At 62.2% G+C, this 20,534-nt stretch carries 24 protein-coding genes and 1 tRNA gene; 2 read left to right on the top strand and 23 right to left on the bottom strand.

The window, feature by feature from the left end:
• Positions 1-30: 30 nt before the first annotated feature.
• The 5 genes from FEZ63_RS21795 to sdhC all read right to left on the bottom strand — a co-directional run bounded on the left by FEZ63_RS21795 (position 31) and on the right by sdhC (position 4,250).
• Complete coding sequence (locus FEZ63_RS21795; RefSeq protein WP_420846319.1) at positions 31-618, bottom strand: AprI/Inh family metalloprotease inhibitor; 588 nt, start codon at positions 616-618, stop codon at positions 31-33.
• Between the two features lie 160 nt (positions 619-778).
• Positions 779-1,561: a succinate dehydrogenase iron-sulfur subunit gene (locus tag FEZ63_RS21790; protein WP_150948647.1), complete on the bottom strand. Its 783-nt coding sequence runs from the start codon at positions 1,559-1,561 to the stop codon at positions 779-781.
• A gap of 40 nt (positions 1,562-1,601) precedes the next feature.
• Complete coding sequence (sdhA, locus tag FEZ63_RS21785) at positions 1,602-3,425, bottom strand: succinate dehydrogenase flavoprotein subunit (RefSeq protein WP_150948643.1); 1,824 nt, start codon at positions 3,423-3,425, stop codon at positions 1,602-1,604.
• Between the two features lie 12 nt (positions 3,426-3,437).
• Positions 3,438-3,842 (bottom strand): succinate dehydrogenase, hydrophobic membrane anchor protein, encoded by a 405-nt coding sequence (gene sdhD / locus FEZ63_RS21780; RefSeq protein WP_150948640.1) that lies wholly within the window; start codon positions 3,840-3,842, stop codon positions 3,438-3,440.
• 12 nt (positions 3,843-3,854) lie between these two features.
• A complete protein-coding gene (gene sdhC, locus FEZ63_RS21775; RefSeq protein ID WP_150948637.1) occupies positions 3,855-4,250 on the bottom strand; it encodes a succinate dehydrogenase, cytochrome b556 subunit in 396 nt (131 codons plus the stop codon).
• 187 nt (positions 4,251-4,437) lie between these two features.
• On the opposite strand from sdhC, the gene FEZ63_RS21770 reads away from it, so the two are divergent.
• Positions 4,438-5,325 carry a LysR family transcriptional regulator gene (locus FEZ63_RS21770; protein WP_150948634.1) on the top strand — a complete coding sequence of 296 codons (888 nt, stop codon included), beginning with the start codon at positions 4,438-4,440 and terminating at the stop codon, positions 5,323-5,325.
• Between the two features lie 4 nt (positions 5,326-5,329).
• Here the strand turns inward: FEZ63_RS21770 and folD are convergent, their stop codons facing one another.
• From folD to FEZ63_RS21755, 3 genes are read right to left on the bottom strand one after another with little or no spacing between them, the layout of a single operon-like run.
• On the bottom strand, positions 5,330-6,232 hold the full coding sequence (gene folD, locus FEZ63_RS21765) for a bifunctional methylenetetrahydrofolate dehydrogenase/methenyltetrahydrofolate cyclohydrolase FolD (protein ID WP_150948630.1): 903 nt from the start codon (positions 6,230-6,232) through the stop codon (positions 5,330-5,332).
• On the bottom strand, positions 6,229-6,543 hold the full coding sequence (locus tag FEZ63_RS21760; protein ID WP_150948628.1) for a DUF167 family protein: 315 nt from the start codon (positions 6,541-6,543) through the stop codon (positions 6,229-6,231). Before FEZ63_RS21760 ends, folD begins: the two co-directional genes overlap by 4 nt.
• A gap of 10 nt (positions 6,544-6,553) precedes the next feature.
• Positions 6,554-6,844 (bottom strand): YggT family protein, encoded by a 291-nt coding sequence (locus FEZ63_RS21755; RefSeq protein WP_150948625.1) that lies wholly within the window; start codon positions 6,842-6,844, stop codon positions 6,554-6,556.
• Positions 6,845-7,018: 174 nt separating this feature from the next.
• Between FEZ63_RS21755 and FEZ63_RS21750 the strand changes: the two genes are divergently transcribed.
• Positions 7,019-7,094, top strand: a tRNA-Ala gene (locus FEZ63_RS21750).
• Between the two features lie 157 nt (positions 7,095-7,251).
• On the opposite strand, the gene FEZ63_RS21745 is transcribed toward FEZ63_RS21750, so the two are convergent.
• From FEZ63_RS21745 to FEZ63_RS21675, 15 genes are all read right to left on the bottom strand, one after another.
• Positions 7,252-8,067: a hypothetical protein gene (locus FEZ63_RS21745; RefSeq protein WP_150948621.1), complete on the bottom strand. Its 816-nt coding sequence runs from the start codon at positions 8,065-8,067 to the stop codon at positions 7,252-7,254.
• Complete coding sequence (locus FEZ63_RS21740) at positions 8,057-8,497, bottom strand: hypothetical protein (RefSeq protein ID WP_150948618.1); 441 nt, start codon at positions 8,495-8,497, stop codon at positions 8,057-8,059. Before FEZ63_RS21740 ends, FEZ63_RS21745 begins: the two co-directional genes overlap by 11 nt.
• The gene (locus tag FEZ63_RS21735) at positions 8,494-9,048 is read right to left on the bottom strand and encodes a GspMb/PilO family protein (RefSeq protein WP_150948615.1); all 555 of its coding nucleotides are present in this window, start codon (positions 9,046-9,048) and stop codon (positions 8,494-8,496) included. Before FEZ63_RS21735 ends, FEZ63_RS21740 begins: the two co-directional genes overlap by 4 nt.
• Positions 9,045-9,791, bottom strand: a complete 747-nt coding sequence (locus FEZ63_RS21730) for a hypothetical protein (protein ID WP_150948612.1) — start codon at positions 9,789-9,791, stop codon at positions 9,045-9,047. The genes FEZ63_RS21735 and FEZ63_RS21730 overlap by 4 nt, the downstream gene beginning before the upstream one ends.
• Positions 9,792-10,093: 302 nt before the next feature.
• Complete coding sequence (locus FEZ63_RS21725) at positions 10,094-10,762, bottom strand: hypothetical protein (protein WP_150948609.1); 669 nt, start codon at positions 10,760-10,762, stop codon at positions 10,094-10,096.
• Positions 10,759-11,142 (bottom strand): PulJ/GspJ family protein, encoded by a 384-nt coding sequence (locus FEZ63_RS21720; RefSeq protein ID WP_150948606.1) that lies wholly within the window; start codon positions 11,140-11,142, stop codon positions 10,759-10,761. Before FEZ63_RS21720 ends, FEZ63_RS21725 begins: the two co-directional genes overlap by 4 nt.
• Entirely contained in the window at positions 11,129-11,578 is a 450-nt protein-coding gene (locus FEZ63_RS21715) for a prepilin-type N-terminal cleavage/methylation domain-containing protein (RefSeq protein WP_150948601.1), read from the bottom strand. The genes FEZ63_RS21720 and FEZ63_RS21715 overlap by 14 nt, the downstream gene beginning before the upstream one ends.
• Positions 11,553-12,032, bottom strand: a complete 480-nt coding sequence (gene gspG / locus FEZ63_RS21710) for a type II secretion system major pseudopilin GspG (RefSeq protein ID WP_275552361.1) — start codon at positions 12,030-12,032, stop codon at positions 11,553-11,555. Before gspG ends, FEZ63_RS21715 begins: the two co-directional genes overlap by 26 nt.
• Positions 12,032-13,261 (bottom strand): type II secretion system F family protein, encoded by a 1,230-nt coding sequence (locus FEZ63_RS21705; RefSeq protein ID WP_150948594.1) that lies wholly within the window; start codon positions 13,259-13,261, stop codon positions 12,032-12,034. The genes gspG and FEZ63_RS21705 overlap by 1 nt, the downstream gene beginning before the upstream one ends.
• Positions 13,258-14,967: a GspE/PulE family protein gene (locus tag FEZ63_RS21700; protein ID WP_150948591.1), complete on the bottom strand. Its 1,710-nt coding sequence runs from the start codon at positions 14,965-14,967 to the stop codon at positions 13,258-13,260. Before FEZ63_RS21700 ends, FEZ63_RS21705 begins: the two co-directional genes overlap by 4 nt.
• The gene (locus tag FEZ63_RS21695; protein WP_150948588.1) at positions 14,964-15,458 is read right to left on the bottom strand and encodes a prepilin peptidase; all 495 of its coding nucleotides are present in this window, start codon (positions 15,456-15,458) and stop codon (positions 14,964-14,966) included. Before FEZ63_RS21695 ends, FEZ63_RS21700 begins: the two co-directional genes overlap by 4 nt.
• 6 nt (positions 15,459-15,464) lie before the next feature.
• Positions 15,465-18,695, bottom strand: a complete 3,231-nt coding sequence (locus FEZ63_RS21690; RefSeq protein ID WP_150948585.1) for an Ig-like domain-containing protein — start codon at positions 18,693-18,695, stop codon at positions 15,465-15,467.
• 26 nt (positions 18,696-18,721) lie between these two features.
• Positions 18,722-19,237 carry a hypothetical protein gene (locus tag FEZ63_RS21685; protein WP_150948583.1) on the bottom strand — a complete coding sequence of 172 codons (516 nt, stop codon included), beginning with the start codon at positions 19,235-19,237 and terminating at the stop codon, positions 18,722-18,724.
• Positions 19,238-19,273: 36 nt separating this feature from the next.
• Positions 19,274-19,642 carry a hypothetical protein gene (locus FEZ63_RS21680; protein ID WP_150948580.1) on the bottom strand — a complete coding sequence of 123 codons (369 nt, stop codon included), beginning with the start codon at positions 19,640-19,642 and terminating at the stop codon, positions 19,274-19,276.
• A gap of 17 nt (positions 19,643-19,659) precedes the next feature.
• Positions 19,660-20,534 (bottom strand): RHS repeat-associated core domain-containing protein (locus tag FEZ63_RS21675; RefSeq protein ID WP_201274252.1); only part of this gene is annotated, 875 nt, incomplete at its 5' end.

Raw genomic sequence — 20,534 nt, 5'->3', positions numbered from 1 at the left:
ACCCGCCTCGGCCTCGAAGCGCAAACCGCTTTATCGCGCCAGCGTGAGCGGCGCGCCGGATTTCGCCAGCACGCCGTTGAGCGCACCCGACGTGCCACGCAGGCGCGCAGCAACGGAGCCGCCCTGCTGATAGAGATAGACCTCGCCGTCGCGATAGTCCCAGGCATTGACTTTAGACAGGTCCTGGTTCCCGCAGCCGGACGCGGAGGCCCGATAAAGGTCGAGCGCCGGAGAGCTCGACAGCTGAATGCGACAGGATCCGCCGGACGCCTCCCTGGCGGTCCAGTTGCCCACCATGGCCGTGCGGGTCGCCCCGGGGGCAGGCGCCGCCGGCGCGACAGGCGCCGATGCGGGGGGCAGGCCCGCCATATCGGTTGGCGGAAGGCCCCCGCCGCCCATCGGTGGCAAAGGCTGGCCGTCGATCGGGGCGAGCGGTGCCGAGGTGACGGGTCCTGACGGGACGGCTTCGATCGGCTGTTGCATGGTCATCGTCGGCGCCGCTGCAGCGCTGCGCATCGACGGACCACCGTAACCGCTGTCCATCCGGGCAGAGGAGCAGGCTCCGAGCGCGAGGGTTGCGCTGAGGGCGGAGAAGAGAAGAACGTGACGGTTCATCATGACCTCAATTTCAGTCCGGACCTCGTCAAATGGCAGCAATCATGGCTGTGTCAAGCAAAGCCTGTCCCGGAGAAGCCGAAGCGAGGCTGTTTGTTCCGCTGTCGGTCCGCCTGCAGCCTCGGTTACCCTTTGCGCCATCGCAAGCCCGCCAACCCGGATATCAGATGGTCCTCGCCACCATCATCTTCTTGATTTCGGCGATGGCCTTGGCCGGGTTGAGGCCCTTGGGGCAGGTATTGGCGCAATTCATGATCGTGTGGCAGCGATAGAGCCGGAACGGGTCGTGGAGGTTGTCGAGACGTTCGCCGGTGCCCTCATCGCGGCTGTCGATGAGCCAACGATAGGCCTGCAGCAGCGCTGCGGGTCCGAGGAAGCGCTCGCCGTTCCACCAGTAACTCGGGCAGGACGTGGAGCAGCAGGCGCAGAGAATGCATTCATAGAGGCCATCGAGCTTGGAGCGCTCTTCCGGCGTCTGGCGCCATTCTTTCTCGGGTTGCGGCGTTTCGGTTTTCAGCCACGGCTCGATCGAGGCGTGCTGCGCGAAGAAGGTCGTCAGATCGGGAACCAGATCCTTCAAGACCGGCGTATGCGGCAGCGGATAGATCTTCACGCTGTCGGCCTTGCAATCGTCGATGCCGAGCGTGCAGGCGAGCGTATTCTCGCCCATGATGTTCATGGCGCAGGAGCCGCAGATTCCCTCACGGCAGGAGCGGCGGAAAGTCAGCGTCGGATCGACATTGTTCTTGATCCAGATCAGCGCATCGAGAACCATCGGCCCGCAATCGTCCCGGTCGACGTAATAGGTGTCGATCTTCGGCTTCGCACCGTCATCCGGATTCCAGCGATAGATGCGGAATTCCTGCACGTGGTTCGAATTGGCCGGTTTTGGCCAGGACTTGCCCTCGGTGTAGCGGGAGTTCTTGGGAAGTTGGAACTGAGCCATGTCTATCCTCTTGCCGTCATGCCGCGCTGACGGTCAGTCCTCAATACACCCGAGCCTTCGGCTCGATATACTGGATCTCGTTCGACATCGTGTAGGTGTGGACCGGCCGGTAATCGATCGCAGTCTTGTGCGAATGATCGTCGAGCCAGGCCAGCGTGTGCTTCATCCAGGTCGTGTCGTCGCGGTTGGGGAAATCCTCGCGGGCGTGGGCGCCGCGTGATTCCTGGCGGTTGAGGGCGCCTTCCATCGTCACCACGGCCTGTCCGATCAGATTGTCAAATTCCAGCGTTTCGAGCAGATCGGTGTTCCAGATCAGCGAGCGATCCGTGACCTTGATGTCGCCGGCGCCGCTCCAGACCTTGTGGATGAGATCCTTGCCTTCCGCCAGCACCTCGCCGGTGCGGAACACCGCGCAGTTGTTCTGCATGGTCTTCTGCATTTCGAGGCGCAATTGCGCGGTCGGCGTGCCGCCTTTGGCGAAGCGAAAACGGTCGAGACGCGACAGCGCGAGTTCGTCGGCGTTTTTGGGCAGGTCAGCGTGCTTATCGTTCGGCGTGAGAATCTCGGCGCAGCGCAGGCCGGCCGCGCGGCCGAACACCACCAGATCGATCAGCGAGTTCGAGCCGAGGCGATTGGCGCCATGAACGGACACGCAGGCTGCTTCGCCGAGCGCCATCAGGCCGGGCACAACCGTATCCGGGTTGCCGTCCTTCAGCGTCAGCACCTCCCCGTGATAGTTCGTCGGGATGCCGCCCATGTTGTAGTGAACTGTCGGCAGAACCGGGATCGGCTCCTTGGTCACGTCGACGCCCGCAAAGATCTTGGCGCTCTCCGAGATGCCAGGCAGGCGCTCGTGCAGGATCTTCGGGTCGAGGTGATCGAGATGGAGATAGATGTGGTCCTTGTTGCGCCCGACGCCGCGTCCGGCGCGGATCTCCATCGTCATGGCGCGCGAGACCACGTCTCGGGACGCAAGGTCCTTGGCGGAGGGCGCATAGCGCTCCATGAAGCGCTCACCTTCCGAGTTGGTCACGTAGCCGCCCTCGCCGCGTGCGCCCTCGGTGATCAGGCAGCCGGCGCCATAGATGCCGGTCGGGTGGAATTGCACGAATTCCATGTCCTGCAGCGGCAGGCCGGCGCGCAGCACCATCGCGTTGCCGTCTCCCGTGCAGGTATGCGCGGAGGTGGCCGAAAAATAGGCACGTCCGTACCCGCCGGTCGCGAGGATCGTCATCTTGGCGCGGAAGCGGTGGATCTCGCCGGTGGTCTGGTCGAGCGCCACGACGCCGACGCAGCGACCCTCCTCATTCATCATGAGATCGAGCGCGAAATATTCGATGAAGAAATTGGTGTTGTTGCGGACCGCCTGCCCGTAGAGCGTGTGCAGGATCGCGTGTCCCGTGCGGTCGGCAGCGGCGCAAGTCCGCTGCGCGGTGCCTTTGCCGTAATCGGTCGTCATGCCGCCGAACGGGCGCTGGTAGATCTTGCCCTCATCGGTGCGCGAGAACGGCACGCCCCAATGTTCCAGTTCGTAGACGGCGTCCGGCGCATTGCGGCACAGATATTCGATCGAATCCTGATCGCCCAGCCAATCCGACCCCTTGACGGTGTCGTACATGTGCCAGCGCCAATCGTCCGGCCCCATATTGCCGAGCGACGCCGAGATGCCGCCCTGTGCCGCAACGGTATGCGAGCGGGTCGGGAAAACTTTCGAAATGCAGGCGGTGCGGAGCCCGGCCTGCGAGCAGCCGACGGTGGCGCGAAGTCCCGCTCCGCCAGCGCCCACGACCACCACGTCGAAGGTGTGATCGACGATCGTGTAGGCCTTGCCGTTCACGGCAGCACCCTTCGTTTCTTGGGCCATGAGGGAAGCTCCTTAAACCAGGATTCGGCCGAGGCTGACCTTGAGGATCGCGTAAAGGCAGGCAATCGCCACGACCGCCGCGTAGAAATTGTTCGCGATCAGGGCAGCGAGCCGCGGGCCGGTATCGTGGACGTAATCCTCGATGATGACCTGCATGCCGAGACGCATGTGCAGGCACACGGAAAGCACCGCAAGCGCCAGGATGATGGCGATGAGCGGGTGCGAGATCAGGGCGATGGCTTCGTCGTAGGACGAGCCCGCGAGAGCCGCCACGATGAGCACGAAGGCGATGATGAGGGGAATGTTGGCGATCGCCGTCAGGCGCTGCAGCCACCAATGCTCGACCCCGTGCCCCGAAGCGCCGAGACCTTGAACGCGGGAGAGCGGGGTCCGCATGGACATGCGATTGTCGGCCATGAACTCTCTCCGTCAGAACAGCAGAAAGGCGACAAGCCAGATCGCCACAGTCAGCGTGATCGAGCCGATAAGGGTGAAGCGGGCCATGTTCATGCGCTCGCCGGGCTCCATGCCGCGACCGGTGTCCCACACCAGGTGGCGAACGCCGCCGAGCATGTGATGCATCAGCACCCACGTATAGCCGAACAGGATCAACAACCCGATCGGCGACCCAAAGAACCACTGGACCGCGTCGAACGTCTGGGGGCCGGCCGCGAGCGCCACGAGCCAGATCGCAAACAGCGCGATGCCGATATAGAGCCCGGTGCCGGTCACGCGGTGGAACACGGACATCGCCATCGTCCACGTCCAGCGGTAGACCTGCAGATGGGGTGACAGCGGCCGCGGGGTCACCTTTACCTCAGCCATGGGCATTCGCTCCTGATCGCGCAGTTTGGAAAGTCTCGTATCTGAACCGCCACGGCACCGCAATGCGCGTTTGGCAATTGGACGCGACACAGAGTAAACTTCGTCAGTCGCGAAGTCTGCGGGAGGGAGCGCCTCAACGCAATTTGTAATAATTCTTATCTACCTTCGCGTTTCACGAAGGAACTCTATGATTTTCGACCTTACCGATCTTCGTCTCTTCCGCCACGTCGTGGAAGCCGGCAGCATCACGCACGGCGCCGAACGAGCCCATCTGGCCCTCGCGGCGGCGAGCACCCGAATCCGCAACATGGAGAAGTCGCTCGGCGCTCCGCTCCTCTTGCGCAGCCGGCAGGGCATCGTCACGACGCCCGCCGGTCGGACTCTCCTCCAGCATGCCCGGACCCTGTTGAGCCAAGCAGAGCGCCTGCGCGAGGATCTCGGCACCTATACGGGCGGGCTCGCCGGTCAGATCCGCATTCTGTCCAACACCAATGCGCTCACCGAATTCCTTCCCGAGGCGCTGAGCGCCTTTCTGGCCGAGCACCCGCAGGTCAGCATCGATCTGGAGGAGCGCCTGAGCGACGAGATCGTTGGGCTGATCGCCGAGGGTGTCGGCGATATCGGCATCGTTGCGGGGACGGTCGATACCGGCCGGCTGCAAACCTTTCCGTTCCGCAGTGATCGCTTCGTCCTGGTGGTTCCGAAGGGGCATCCGCTCTCCGAGGCTTCCGAGATCGCGTTCGCCGAGGTCCTCAACCATGATTTCGTGGGGCTCGACCGCGCCAGTGCCCTCCAGCGGTTCCTCGCCGACAAGGCCGGGCGCATCGGCAAACCGCTCCGCTTGAGGGTTCAACTGCGCAGTTTCGATGCGGTGTGCCGGATGGTGGAGGCAGGCGTGGGGCTTGGAATTGTGCCAGAGACGACGGCCCAGCGCGCCGGGCGAAGCATGGCTGTCGCCGCTGTGGCGCTGGAGGATTTCTGGGCCGCCCGCGATCTGACCCTCTGCGTCCGCGCGCTCGGCGAACTTCCATCGTCGGCGCTGCGGCTGATGGAGCACCTGCGCAAGGGCACGTGAATTTTCAGGCAGCGGCGTCCAGTGCCGGCATCGGCAAGCCGCGCCGAAGGCAGGCGGCCTCCAGCGTATTGCGCAGCAGGCACGCGATGGTCATGGGGCCGACGCCGCCCGGAACCGGCGTGATGGCGGACGCGACTTGTGCGGCTTCTCCGTAGGCGACGTCGCCGATCAGCCGGGTCCTACCCTCGCCCGCATCAGGATTCGGGATCCGGTTGATGCCCACATCGATGACAATGGCCCCCGGCTTGATCCAATCGCCCCGCACCATTTCAGGCCGGCCGACTGCCGCGACCAGAATATCCGCGCGGCGGCAGACATCCTTGAGATCGCGGGTCTTGGAGTGGGCGATGGTGACCGTGCAGTTCTGGCTCACCAGCAACTGGGCCATCGGCTTGCCGACAATATTCGAGCGCCCGATCACCACGGCGTCGAGCCCGGCGAGATTGGGCTGGACCGAGCGGATGAGCAGAAGGCAGCCCAGCGGCGTGCAGGAGACGAAGCCTCGCACCCCGGTCATCAGCCGGCCCGCATTGATGGGGTGAAAGCCATCGACATCCTTGGCCGGGTCGATCGCCTCGATGATTTTTTGCGTGTCGATTTGTAACGGAAGCGGCAACTGTACCAGGATGCCATCGACAGCGGGGTCGGCATTCAGGCGAGAGACGAGATCCAGCACCTCTGTTTCGGTAACGGAAGCCGGAAGCCGGTGCTCGAACGAGCGCATCCCGACTTCGACGGTCTGGCGGGCCTTGTTCTTTACGTAAACGTGGCTTGCGGGATCCTCCCCCACCAGAACCACCGCAAGGCCAGGGACCATGCCGTTCGCGGCGAGCGCCGCCACCGCATCGGCAACCCGCCCTCGCAGGCCCGCCGCGTAGGCTTTTCCATCGATGATCGTCGCGCTCATGTTTTCGATCCTGTCATCGCGGCGAGCCGCGTCGTCAAATCCTGCGCATCGCCTTCCACCACGAACGTCTTCAGGCGCGCCGTCGCGCCGGCCTCGAGCCTGACGGCGGAGGCCGGAAGGCGCAAAGCCTTGGCGAGAAGCCGCCTCACCGCCTCGTTGGCGGCTCCGTCTTCGGGCACGGCGCGCACCCGCACCTTCAGGACGCGCTGACCGTCCGCCATGATGTCGATGCCCTCGATGGCATCGCGCCCACCTCGGGGCGTAACGCGCACCCGCACCTCGAGCCCATCCGGGCGAGGCCGCCAGGGCAATTGCCCGCTCCTAGAAGGCGACCGGCAGGAGATAATCCTGAATCAGCTTCTGAATGAAGATGATCAGCAGGATCAGGATGACGGGCGAGATATCGACCCCGCCGAGATTGGGCAGGATGTTCCTGATCGGCCTCAGGGCCGGCTCGGTCACCGCATCGAGGAAATTCCAGATCGAGCGAACGACGTTACTGCGGGTATTGACGACGTTGAAAGCCACCAGCCAGCTCAGAATCGCCGAGGCGACGATGAGATAGACATAGAGCTGGAGGGCCATCAGAATGATTTCGAGCAGGGCGCGCATGGGGTTCTCGCGGGGGACGGACGTTGCTCATGTAACGCCCCTCGCCTGCGGGAACAACCCAACAAGGGCGGGAGGCCGCTTTTGCCGGAGGATGACCTCTCGCCCCTTGTCACCCGATTGACAGAGCAAAGGCCGGGAGCCTAAAAAGTTCGCCGCTTGGTCACGTCAGCGACCGGGGCTGTAGCTCAGATGGGAGAGCGCTGCAATCGCACTGCAGAGGTCAGGGGTTCGATTCCCCTCAGCTCCACCAAGTTGCCTTAGCCGCAGCCGGCGACGCTGAATAAGCGTATCGAACAGAGGCGCTTCCCAGGAGAAGGATGGGCCGAGGCGGTTTCCTCGAACATGGGAGCAGGAACGGGGAAAGAGCCGAGTTCTTTTGCGGGGACAACGGTCGACTAAAGCACGCTTCATTCCACTGTGTCGCGCCAGAACACCACCCAGACCAAGCGTCTCGTGGGGTTGTGCGCCAGGAGAACCTCCCTTCGAGCCGTTGCACCCTCGACATTTGCTTCAGCACGTGCCCGGTAAATCGGCCTGGTTGCACCGAGGAGAGGCCCGAAGCGGGTGATGAAGGGCGACAACTCGGCATAGGCCCCACGGGCGCTCGCCTGGACGAGGAGTTCTGCTTCGCCCGCTTGAAGACCGGGGAGATTGCGCAGGACGACTGAAGGAGCGAACTTTGGGTCAACGCCGCGAAGATTCGTCCAAACGGTGAAGACCGCTTCGAAGTCGCGGGCCAGAGGGCCTGCGCGATCATCAGGGTCGAGAAGGCCGCGCACGGTTTCCAGGCCTTGGCCGTCCCGGCGCATCGCAGCCAGCCGCCGAACAAGGCGATCGGCCACGACGCCGTCCCGGACCACCGCGCCCAGCACGTTGACCACGAGGTCCGAGTCACCGGAATTCAAGTCGACCTTGCCAGCTTCGGGCACAAGCGAGACGACGACCTCCTGGCCAGCGAAACGCCAGTAGATCGGCTTGGAGAGGTTGGACAAAAGGGGATCGTCCTGCCCTTCCAGAGCGGCAATGATGCGAGTGAGCCCGGCGTCCGCAAGCGCACTCGCCTGCACAAGGCGCCGTTCGATGGCGGCATTGGTGCGATCGGCACGTACGGTCATCGTCAGCGCGATCACGAGAGCAGATACGATCCCGATCACCAGCAATACGGAGAGCAGCACGAAGCCGCCCGGATCGCGTAGCCGGTCGGGCCGTTGCTCAAGGGGCATCGGCCGGCATATCCAACAGGACATCGATGTGCTGCTCCGAATTCTCAAGACGGACCTTGCGAGGCTCGATCCTCGCGACTTGCCAGCCGTCCAAATCGTCGCCCTCTTCAACACGCAGGGTCGCCCCGTCGCGCTCCAGCACCGCAATCCGACGGTGCTCGGTGAGCACGATGCCCAAAAGGCGCATGTTCGGGCTGGAGCCGATGCCCGGTGGATCGTCCTGCTCGGCAGGCGAGGGCCCGGCGCGAAAGAGCGGTCGTGCGAGTTCGGGTTGCTCGGGCCAGGAATTGGTGACCGGCAACAAAACAGAACTTTGCTTGAAAGCCGTACGACGCGACGCATCGGTGGATAGCAGTTCGTCCGCAAGTGGCCAAAAGGCCACGAGAAGCGCCACGTTGACGCCGATGAGTACGATACGCCGCGGCCTCATGGCGTAGACATTCCGGCCGCCGGCATGTCGCGGTAGGCGAGGATCGAAGCCGTCAAATCGAGCATGAGAGCTTCGTGGTCGCTTTCAGTCGACGGTCTATAGGAGATCCGAAGGCGCTCTAGAAAAACAGCCGGCGATCCTGATTCCAGAGATCTCAAAAAGGACCCGATGCTTTCGTCGCTGATGACCAGATGCAGGTTCCCACGAACAACGGGCAGTTTGCTGCTTGTCGTATCTGCCGCAAGAGAAATCGACTGTATCTCCGCATTGTGGCCCTGAGCGACCGAGCGGATAACCGCTTCCAACCGGGGAGCGGCTTCAGCGTCGTTTGCGGTCAGAAGGCCTGTTTGCGGATCAGGCGCCGCGGCGAGCGCTCGCGTCATGGCATCAACGTCGCGCGGGTCGAGGCGTTGCGCTCGCAGCTCGGTGAGGCGGATCTGTGTTGACGCCAGCGCAACACGGCGGTCGGCTCCCGCGCTTGCCAGCACAAGACCGCCACCTACCAGCAGCACCGCGGCGATCACGGCAAATGCAGGCCGCCAGCGCGTCATGGGCTGTTCCTCGCAAACTCGAAGGTCGCGGCAATCGAACGCGATCCGCGCGCCGGCTCGATCTTCAAATTCCGAAGGATCGGAATGACGCGAAGCGCCGTCAGGGCGGCATCGGGATTGATGCCGGAGAGATCGACCCGCCCTCGACTACTGCCGACTTCCAGTGTCTGAACGAGGGCGCCGTCCGGCAAGTGCCGAGCGAGAGCAACGAGAAGCTCATATGCGCCGACCTCCCGTGCGCGCCTTTCCGACACGGCTGCCCGGCGCGCGGCGAATGACGTGTAAGCCGCCTGGAGAGCTTGCATTTGACGAAACTGCACGACTTCCGACCGAAGGAGCGTTTCGGCCTCTTCAAGCCTTTCGGAGAGGATTGTTACCCGAAATGAGCCGAGAAGAAGGGCAAGAGAAATGGCCGTTATGGCGAGGACTCCGTCGATATGACGCGCCTTCCGAAGACGGGCCAATTTAGGTGTCGGGAGCGTCACGAATTGGTTCGGCATGGAGTCGATAACAAGCCGGTCTGCCGGGAGTCCAATGGCACCGAGGCGAGCGACCAGGGGATCGGCCTTAGTCTTCAGCACATAGTGGAGGCGAACTTTGGCCTGTCCCGCCTGAACCTCATCGACGGTCGCGCTCACATATACGTCGTCGGCCTGGAATGGGCTCCAAGACGGAAGTCCATATGCGATCGCTTCCGGCAGGCTCGTGAGTGCCGTCTCGGGGAGCTTAACGCTTTGTGTCAAGGTAAGCTCAGACGGTAGCTCCAGATCGACAGGTTGCTCATGCGCGGCGCGGAGAAGCCGTTGGAAAGAGGCTGCGGGTTGCCAACAGGCAGGTTCCTCTTGCCAATGGACTTGCAAATCTTCCTTCGTTGAAGGAACGAGGCTGGCCGTGAATCCTCCTTGTACGCTGCGGACGACGATGCGCGTTCCCCCCCGACGCGCGATGCGCGCCAGCGCAGGGCTGAAGAACGATGTCCACAGATCCGCCTGCTTCGACAAGACGGTAGAGAGCCGGATGCGCTTCGACCTCGAGGGTCCGTTCATCAGCCGAAACCTTCCAGCAAGCAGCCAGTTTGCCGTGGGTTCCGCAGACAGGCTGCCGGAAGATCGGCCTCAATCGGGATCACGAACACCCTGGGTGTCGAGGCTGCTCCGAACCGGAGCGCCAGCCGCAGCGCGGTCAAAGGTCCATCCCCGGCGCGCCACTGTGAACGCCACGTCGCCTTTCTTGAGGTTGGGCCTTTCGACGGATCGCGTTCGAGAGGCAGGTAGGCCAATGTCAACTCGGACACTCCTTCGGCGAGCAGCGTGCGTTGCTCCCGTCCTTTGTCGTCAACCCACGTCAGAACCACGTCCGATCGGGAGCGTTCGGCTTCCCGGCGCAAGCGGAAGGCGGCGGCCTGCGGAAGACTGATGATCGGCAGTCCGCTCGATGTCACGGTCAGTTCTTGCTCATCCCCCGCGACTGCCGAACGCAGAGGCACCCCGGGGACGAACGGGGGAGCGCTGTCCAGAAGAGTCCGAAGCACCCGCTCCACGATCGCAGCCCCCTCGTGCTCCCTGTCGCGACGCGTCGTTTCCGCACGACTGCGTTCGACGAACGTCACGAGTCCCACCAGGATCGATCCGGCGAGGCCCGCCACGGCGATCGCGACCAGGAGATCAACGACGGCGAACCCTGCCTCGTTGATCTTGCGGTGGGAAACGCTCATCTCGGCGTCCTCTTGAGGGTGACGACCTCAATGAGCGACGGCTTGGAGACCATCCGCTGCAGACGGACCTTGACCTGGAGCAGAGTCGAGTTGGGTGTCGCCGGCTCAGGCCCGAACGGCGTGGCGAGAATGGACCAGGTGCGGCCGTCTTCGAAAGTGCCCGATATTGTGCCGATCTCGAGCGGCAGATCGCGGCCGATCCGAGCCAACAACGTGCGTGCATGCAGGGCTACCGAGAGATCGGCGTCAGCATCGGCTTGCGCCCGCCGGTTCGTGGCGATCAACATCATGAGCGAGGCCGTCGTGCCAGCCAAAATCGTGAGAGCTACGAGCGCTTCGAGCAAGGTGAAGCCGGCGCGACGCTCATCAGTAATGCGCATGACGGATCAATCCGGTTAGCCATTCAACTCGATGAACGGAGGAGTAGCCTCCCGCCCGTATGGTGATCGCGGCCCCTGACCCTGTGCCGTCAGGCAGGAAAGTGACGGTCGGAGACGCAACAATCGGCAATCGGTCAGACTTCACCACCCACGTGACCCCCGGCGGCAAAGCACGCCACTCGGCATGAGCGAGGCGGTATCTCCCCGCGTCAGGATCGAACTCTACCCAGGTCATGCGGCTCTCGCGCCGTGCCTGTCCGCGCAGGTTCGTCAGCATGTTGTCAAGCCAAGCGCCAGCCTGCGCAAATCTGATACGGTCACGCGCGCTTGGCAGCCCGATCGCGGTGGCAGTTCCGATGAGCGAGAGGATCGTCAGAACGACCAGCATTTCGAGCAGCGTAAAGGCGGACTCAGTATTCGGACCAGCTCGCCACATCCCGATTCTCTTTCTCGCCACCGCCGGCCCCGTCAGCCCCGAAGCTGACAAGGTCGTACTCCCCGTGCTCGCCTGGCGCCTTGTAATGATAAGGGCGGCGCCACGGATCCGTCAGAATATTCCTGCTCCGCAGGTACGGGCCACGCCAGTTGGCAAGACCTGCGGGTCCATCGAGCAACACCTGCAGGCCCTCGCTCGTGGACGGCGCACGACCGACATCGATGCGGAAAAGGTCGAGCGCCGTCATCAGCTCCTGCACCTGAAGTCGCGCCGTATCGGCTTTGGCGCGGTCGAGATACCCCATCAGTTGAATCGATCCGAGCGTTGCCAAAAGGCCAAGGATCACCATCACCACTAGGATCTCGAGGAGCGTCATCCCGCTGTTGTCGTGATGGAAATGGTACCCTGCCCGGCGGAACCGGAGGGGATCAAAGATGTTAGGTGGCTTCTTCACTATGGACCCGCAAGTTCGTTGATGCCGAGAATGGTGGACAGCATGGCGTAAACGATGACGCCCGCTATGGCGCCGAAGCCTATGGTCATAAGCGGCGTCAGCATGACCGTCAGAGCCTTCAACTGTCGCGTCGCTCGCGCCTCATGCAGGGCGGCGGCCCGCCCGAGCGTTTCGGCGAGGCGGCCCGTCCTCTCTCCGACGCGGATCAGGCCGATGGCATCTTCGCGGAATACATCGCTCGCCGAAATAGCGTCCCCAATCGCTGCGCCGGAAACGATGGATTGATGGGCAGATTCGAGACCTGCACGGATGCGACGGTTGGCGACTGTTTGTAGCGCGATCAACATCGCGGCCGACACGACCACGCCGCCGTCCAGGAGAGAACTGAGCGTCCTCGCGAAACGGCCAGTCTCGATCGTTCTTACCAGCGATCCGAAGACCGGCATCCTCAGAACAAAGGCGTCGAGGCGGACGCGCCCGGCCGGTGTCAGAATGAGGAACACAGTGGCAAGCGTCAGCACGGCCGCGGCGACCAGCAGCGCAGCGCCGTAGTCACGCAGAATATGGCTGACGGCAAGAACCAACCGCGTCACCGGAGGAAGCCGCTTTTCGCCTCCATCGCCCATCAGCGTTTCGAGGTTGGGAACCACAACAAGCAAGAGGACTAGGATCCCGGCGCTCGCCGTCACAAGAAGGAACAGCGGATACAGGAGCGCATTCCGAACGTCTTCGGTCAACGCACGGCGAGCCATCAAGTCATCCCCAAGCCGTCGAAGAGTGGGACCGAGATTGCCCGCGGTCTCTCCGGCCCGCACGAGAGCTCGGTACACCAGCGGAAATGAACCTGGAAATCGACCCAGCGCCTCATGCAGTGCCGTGCCTGCCTTCACAGCCTCTCTGACGGCTTGAAGCACCTGCCGAGGGGCCGAGCGGCCCGTGTTGCCGAGCAATGCGAGGCTTTCCTCAACAGGAATGCCTGCTTCGACGAGTCCACCCCATTCCTGAGACAGACGCGCCAATTCCGCTGCTGCTAGAGGCCGCCTCAAGGTCACGTCGCGGTTGAGAATGGTCCAAAGCGAGGAAAGCCGCGAAGGCTTGCCAAGCCGAATAACGAAGAGGCCACGATCCTGCAGGAGACTGAGTGCATCCTGCAGGGTTTCGGCCTCGATGACGCCGTCGCGTTTTTCGTTTCTGGCTGTGGCAGCTAAAAAGCGAAAGCTTGCCATCATGTGGACCCGATGATCCGGACAAGCTCGTGAACGTCTATGAGTCCTGCGGCAACTTTTGCAAGACCATCGTCCAGCATCGTTTCGAAGCCGCCAGCCTGTGCGTCCTCGGAGAGGGTTGCCTCATCCGAGCGGCGCAGGAGATGTGATCGAAACGACGCCGTCATCGGCACGAATTCGGCGATGGCGATACGGCCCGCATGGCCCGTTCCACCGCAAGCCGAGCACCCAGCAGAACGGAAGCAGATGTCGCTCTTCAGGCGCTCTCCCCAGATATCCCGGAAGAACGGGTCGATTGGGTGGGGCTCGCGGCAAGCCTGGCACAGACGGCGCGCCAGCCGCTGCGCCATGGACGCACGGACCGTTGAAGCGAGAAGATAAGGCTCGATGCCCATGTCGACAAGGCGCGGCAGGGCCGCCACGGCGTTATTGGTGTGAAGGGTCGCAAGCACCAGATGTCCGGTCAGCGCCGCCTGATTCGCAACCGCGGCGGTCTCGCTGTCACGAATCTCCCCGACCATGATCACGTCCGGGTCCTGCCGGAGAACGGCTCGCAAGGCGCCGGCGAAGTCGAGGCCGATCTTTTTGCTGACCTGGATCTGGTTGATGCCATCGAGTTGATACTCGACCGGGTCCTCAACCGTCACAACGTTCAGCTCCGGCGCGGCAATCGACTCAAGAGCTGCATAGAGCGTCGTGGTCTTGCCCGAACCAGTAGGGCCCGTCACCAGCAGAAGCCCATGCGTTTGAGACAGGACCTGGCGGAGCGACTTGATGATCGGTGGCGACAAGCCGACAGTCGCGAAATCCAATGCCACGTTGGACCGATCAAGAACACGCAGCACCGCACCCTCCCCGTTCAGGTGCGGCATCGTCGAAACGCGCAGGTCGATCTCACGCCCTCGCCACGGCACGCGGATGCGCCCGTCCTGCGGCAAGCGCCTTTCGGCGATATCGAGACCGGCCATGATCTTGAGCCGAGAGATGATCGCGGCGTGGAGATGTGGCGGGGGTGTTTCAGCATCGTGCAAGAGTCCATCGATGCGATACCGTACGCGCACGCCCGTGCGCGTGCCGGAAATGTGAAGATCGGATGCTTTGCGCTCGATGGCCTGGTCGATCAATCGATGGACCATCCTGATCACCGGCGCATCACTGGCAAGGTCGCGGAGCCGTTCCACATCGAGATAGAGGCCCGACCCAACATCGATGCCGTCCTGGGATTCCGGCTCGGCGGCGGCGGAATGGTAGAGGCGCGCAAAGGCGGTTGTGAAATCCCCCGGTCGCGCTAGAAGCCGTATGACATCAAGGCCTGTCTTTTCCTTGATGGCCGCAGGACTGAACCTGTCGAGCGGATCGACCACGGCGAGGTGCAAAGTCGCGTCGTTCACGCGAATCGGGATTGCTTGTGCGTGAGCCAGGAAGGCTACCGGCAACGTCTCGGTGAGAAGCGCTTCCGTCGGGTATTCGTCGACGGCCGCAATCCTGAGGCCCGTCACCGTTGACCAAGCATCCGTCAGTGCAGCGTCAGGCACGAGTCCGAGCTTATTGAGGACTCGATCGTGGCGCTCACCACTTTCCGTTGCAGCACGGCGACCGCGCTCCAGGGCTTGAGGGGTCAAAGCCGCTCGCTCGGTCAGAGCCTTCAGCACGCGCTCGACAAGAGCCTCCTCCGCTTCAGGGAAAGCTTGGTCGATCTCCCCCGTCATGGGCTGATCCACGGTGCGACGCCTGCGACCTGAACAGTCCAGATCGTCAACGTTCCGGTGCATAGAAAAGGGCCGAACGGAAGCTGCCGCTGCGGATCGAAATGGCCGCTCAAGGTCCCGCGAAGCGTCAGAAAGATGAGCGCGGAGAGCGCTGATACCAGCAACAGCGGCGCAAGGCCTTGCCAGCCGACCCAGAGGCCGGCGCCGGCCATGAACTTCACGTCCCCGAGACCCAGGCCGTCACGTCCCCTGATGCTCCGGTAGCCGGAGCGCAGCGCCAGCAGCGCGACAACCCCGAGCGCGCCGCCGATGAGGCACGAAAGGAACGGCATTGTTTTGGCAAACGCAGCGAACATCAACCCGCCGCCGGCATTCGCGGTGTTCAAGGCATTCGGGATCACAAGCCGGCGTGAATCGATGACCGAGATCGCCAGTGAGACGAGAACCAGATACACGGCCGCAAGTAAAAGGAGGGTGCTGTCATCTGCCACGTGAGATCAGAGAATGAAGAAGTCTTTTGGTCCAAGAGCCGGCTTGTTCTTGAACATCGCTAACAAAACCGGCGATTTGCCGCCGCTCCCATCCACGTCGGCATACAAATAGCCCTTGCTCCGATCGTACAGGATACGGTCGTCGTCTTCCTGGGCCTTTGGGGCGCCCTTAAACTTCACAAAGGCTTCTGCCTTCAGCTTCCCTTTGCGCAGCCCGAATGCTTTTCCGACGAAGTGGATCTTGTCCTCTTTGGCCCTGAAATCAAGAATCGTATCGACACCATCGCTTCGGTTACTGAAGATAAAAATATCTTTGCCCTTGTCGCCCTTGAGTGTGTCGGCACCCCCCTTGCCGTTCAAAGTGTCCGCTCCCAAACTCCCTCGAATCGTCTGGCGGAATTCGTTTCCGACGAGTTGCAGCTGACTGAAGTCCGTGCCGAGAGCCTGAATCAGTTCGATCGGGAGCTTCGTCCGGAGCGTGAGGCTGACCGTCGTGAGGATTGTGTCCCTTCCCTTTCCGCTCTCTATGACGCGGTCTTGCGCGTTATCGACCATGAAAGTGTCGTTTCCTTCACCGCCATACATGAGGTCGGCACCGGTTCCGCCGTCCAGTGTGTCGTTACCCGCATCGCCAGTCAGAACGTCGGTTCCATCTCCACCAAGGAGACGGTCGTCACCTCCAAGACCGTTGAGCTGGTCCGATCCGCGGCCACCCGTCAGGGCGTCGGCAGACTCGCTGCCGATCCGAACCTCATCTGATCCTTTGACCGTGAGGACGAGGCGAGCTGAAGCCTCGTCGCCGGTGTCGTTCCTGGTCAGGTAGGTGAAAACGTCGGTTGCCGTTTCGCCGCCGATTAGATCGTCGGCTCGGTCAGCGTGATAGGTGAAGGTTCCGTCTTGATTGAGGATAAGCGAACCGTATTGCCCTGCGACAACGAGCGGGCCGGTCACGGCCTGCGATAATGGTGTGGCGATACCGGACACGGCACCGCGAATTTCCAGATCCTTGACCAGCGGAGGCGGCCGGTCAGGATCCACATCGTTGGTGAAGACATTGCCCGAAATGGTCGTTTCTTCGAAGATGAGGGCCGCGTCGTCCCCTGGCAGGAGAGGATCGTCCGATGACTTGATTTGGAACGTGGCAGTGTCAGCTCCGAAGGCCTGTCCATTAAGACTCGCCGTCGTCGTCATGGTCCGGGCGGCCGAACTGATGATCTCGTTGGGGTTGTCATATTCGACGTTGCGCAGAACCGCCGAGACGATCTCGTCGCTCGCCGCCCCATTGAAAAGGATCTCGAAAGACGTGGCCGAGAGGCGCGTGACGCTGCCGATGGTACTCCCGGAATAGCTCACATGGGGACCCGAAAGGCCGATCTGTCCTGCGCTCGTCCCTTGATGTCGCAGCGCGATGATTTCTCCCGGTGCGGCCCCGCCGAAATCGAACAGGAGCTTCACGCCATCCCATCCAATCCCGTCCGAAACCACCGAAACATCTTGATCGACAATCACGGGGCCTGATTGCTCGTCGTAATCGAGTGCATCGCCGTCGAAATTGGAGAATGTGAAGAGAGACTGCTGTAGAGGATTTTCCACCGTGATCTCGAGCTGAGCCGTAGCCTCGCCGCCTGCGGAACTCGTGATGTTGTAGGTGAACAAGTCCTGTCCTGAGCCGCCAGGCGGAATCGCGCTGGTATCGCTTGCCAAATATGTATAGGTGCCGTCCGCGTTCAGCGTCAGAGATCCGAATGTACCCTGAATGGACGCCCCGGCGGCAGCCTGGGGGTTCCCGCCGGAGGCGCCCGCATTGAATGTCGTCACGGTCAAGACCGCGGCGGCATCGTCGGGGTCGATATCATTTTGGGTCACTCGGCCCGTCAGAGACCCTCCGGCGGTCACCGTTCCGATATCCGCGTCCGCGACCGGATCGTCTTGCGTGCCTTCGGCCGTCACCGAAACGTGTGAAACCGACAGCACCGTCGTTCCGCTCGATAGCGTGAAGTCCACGGTCCCGTCAGAGGGTGCCTCGCTCGTATCCGCATAAGCGATGCGCCGAACCAGAGCCGCGATTGCATCGATCGTGGCGGCGGCGGAAAAAACGACGCTCAGAGGCTCGCCCGGTTCGTTGGACAGAACCCCAATCTCTACGGCTTCGAATCTCACCGTGCCGTCCGCCAAGATATCGATTTGGCCCGGTCCGCTGCCTCCGCCAATGACGGAAAGAATTTTGGATCCCGACGCTTGATCGAGCGCAACCGTCAGGACAACACCCTCGAGCGTGGGAAGCGTGCCGACCACGAGAGCGTCGGACCCATTGTCGAGCAAAAGCGGAGTGGAGCCTTCTCGGTAGATCAGCGTGTCGCCGTCGAGATTCGCAAACTTGAACAGGGGCGGAGCCGTGACCGCGAAACTGACCGTCGCCGTCGCTTCGCTTCCATCCTGATCGACGATCGTGTAGTTGAACGTTTCCGTCACCGTGTCGCCTGGAGCCACAGAACCCGCGTTGTCGGCCGTGTAGGTAAACACCCCCGTCGCATCGATGGTCAGCGTCCCGTATATCCCGATGACATCGACACTCCCCACGGCGGGAACCGGGTGCTCGATGCCGACCGTATCCGTCAAACTAACAACATCAAGGATCCCTTCATCCGGGTGGTCTGGATCGAAATCGTTGCCGGTGAGAGTGCCGGTGACGGCGTCATTGACGATGAGGGAGAACCCGTCGTCTTCGGCCTCCGGCGGATCGTCCGCCGGCGTGGCATTCACGGCCACGACTGCGCTTCCCAGGACACCGTCATCGTCCGAGAACTCGATCGTAATCTCGCTGAATGACTCCGGGGCGTCACCCGTATCCGCATAGGTGAGGTTCCGGAGGAGAGCCGTGACCGCGGTGACATCGTTCGTCGTCAGGATGATCGTCAACAGTTCGCCGGCCCCGCCGGTTGCCTCGCCGATTGGCGTGCCTTCATATGTGATGAACCCGTTCTCGAAGCCGACTTGCCCCGCCCCCATACCCTGATGGCGGACCGAGAGGATCTGAGTCGAAGACATGTCGCCGATGGAGGCGGTCAAAATCAACCCGGCGAAAATCGGAGGACTTGCCGCTACGGAAACTCCAGCTCCCTGATCGATTAGGACAGCACCGGATTGTTCCGGGTAGGTGAAACTATCACCGTCGAGATTCGCGATAGTGATAGTCGGCAACAATGCAACCGAATTCAAGCTGGGAACGGGGCTCACGATCCTACTCCGATGTGGCCACCAAACTAGGTCTTGTTACGAGATAACAAAACCTTGCGTTGCGAGTTTTCAACAAGAACGAGCGTTCGCGAGCCGTGGCTGTCGAGCTTGTCCGCGCCCGAAGCCACCAGCTTCTCGCCAAAGGCCCGGTGCACGCTCGAGGCGAGGGCGGCGCCGTCGGGGCGGGTCAGGCGGCGCAGGCTGCCGAGGTGGTCGCGCTGGACGATGGCGTCATGGCCCCCGGGAGAGGGCTGCAGCCGGATGTCGGGATGCGGATAGACCGTCCAGATCCCGGCGGAGGCCGGTCCCGGCGCGCGCTCCACGTCGGGGCCGAGGTAGAGCGTCGTGCGGCCGACCGGATCGTTCGGGTCGGTCTTGACGGTCTTCGTCAGCCGCGCCCCGTCAGGCCCGTACGCGAATCTCACCGTGGAGAGACCGGCCGCGATCTCCTCCGGCCGGTTCTCCCCGTCCCACGCGATAATCCGCCCGCCGCCCTGACGCAGGTTGCCGTTGGCGTCGTAGACCTGGGGCCGGTCGTTCATTTTCAGCCGCTGGGGAGACTTGGCGCGAGCTTTCAGTCAAGGGATCCAGGGAGTGGGTGGCTCGTCCGGCAACAGGCTGGTGATCTCACGGGCGATAACCCGGATTGCTTCCCATTTCGGGTGATCAAGTGTGACTCGCGGATCGGGATCGAGGCCGACTTCCGCCTGATAGGCCAGAATGGCGGCTTTTAACTGCGACAGCAGATCATAGATGCGGGCGTCCAAATTAAATCGCTGCTCGCGTATGATATTGTCAAGTTTATCGCCACTCAGTAGCCGATGAATTTGCTCTCCGGGAGAATCCATTAGGTTGAGATTAGATCCGAACCAAGAAGCATTCTGATATTCTCTATCAGAAATGGCATCTACAACCTCACTGAGGTCGGAATAATAGACGTTTCTCATATCTTAACTCTAAAATCTCATTGACTTGGGAACGTAAGTTCTCCCGGTCTTTGGTGAGCACCGCCGGATCTATTTGAGACAATATTACCGAGACTATCATAGTAATTGCCGTTGACCTGCACAGTTCCGTATGGCCCAGTATAGGACATAAATCCTGGATTCCCAGTCGAGAACCGCGCTTCATTATAACCTGGATTGTTTGGATCTCGATAGCTGACTCCTCTGTTGTTGTTCGCAGGTTGGCCGACCCAGCTTTCAGGCACGCCATAGGGATTCGGTCCGATCGGTTGCCCAATCCGGGCAGGGTCGGTGAACGAGCTGAACTGATTGGCTTTGGTCTGAGCTCGGGCAACGTCCGCTGGCGAAATATCTTGAATCGGATTTCCAAACCATTCGGCAACGATCGCTGCTAGAAGCCCAAGGGGCCCGCCCATCCGGCCCATAGCCGGCCCCCTCATCGGCGGCCCCATGTTGTGACCGATGCCGGGTTTGTAGGGCGCACATGCCTCTAGGGGACCAGGCGCAGGGCTGACCTGAAGGCCGTAAAATTCCTTTTCCTCCTCCGACCAATCGCCGCCTTGGGCGCCAGGGGCGGCGCTGTAGCTGCCGTCGGCGATAGCGGCTTCCTGGTCGCGGACCTGGTCTGTAGCGCTGTAGTGCCCATCGTTCATGTCGCCGCCGGCGCCGTAATCGGAACTGTCGTCCGAGGCAAAGCCCGACGGATCCTTGAGATTGATCGGATCATTCAGCGCATACGCATAGCGGTTCGTGCCCACGCCCGGCAGGGTTGGGTCGAGGCTGTCGGGCGACAGGAAGCGGCCCACTTTCGGATCGTAGTAGCGGGCGTTGAGGTAGACCAGCCCGGTCTCGGCGTCCTCGCGTTCGCCGATAT

The sequence above is a fragment of the Microvirga brassicacearum genome, assembly GCF_008757455.1.
Lineage (GTDB): Bacteria > Pseudomonadota > Alphaproteobacteria > Rhizobiales > Beijerinckiaceae > Microvirga > Microvirga brassicacearum.
This window is presented reverse-complemented; position numbering and strand designations above follow the sequence as displayed.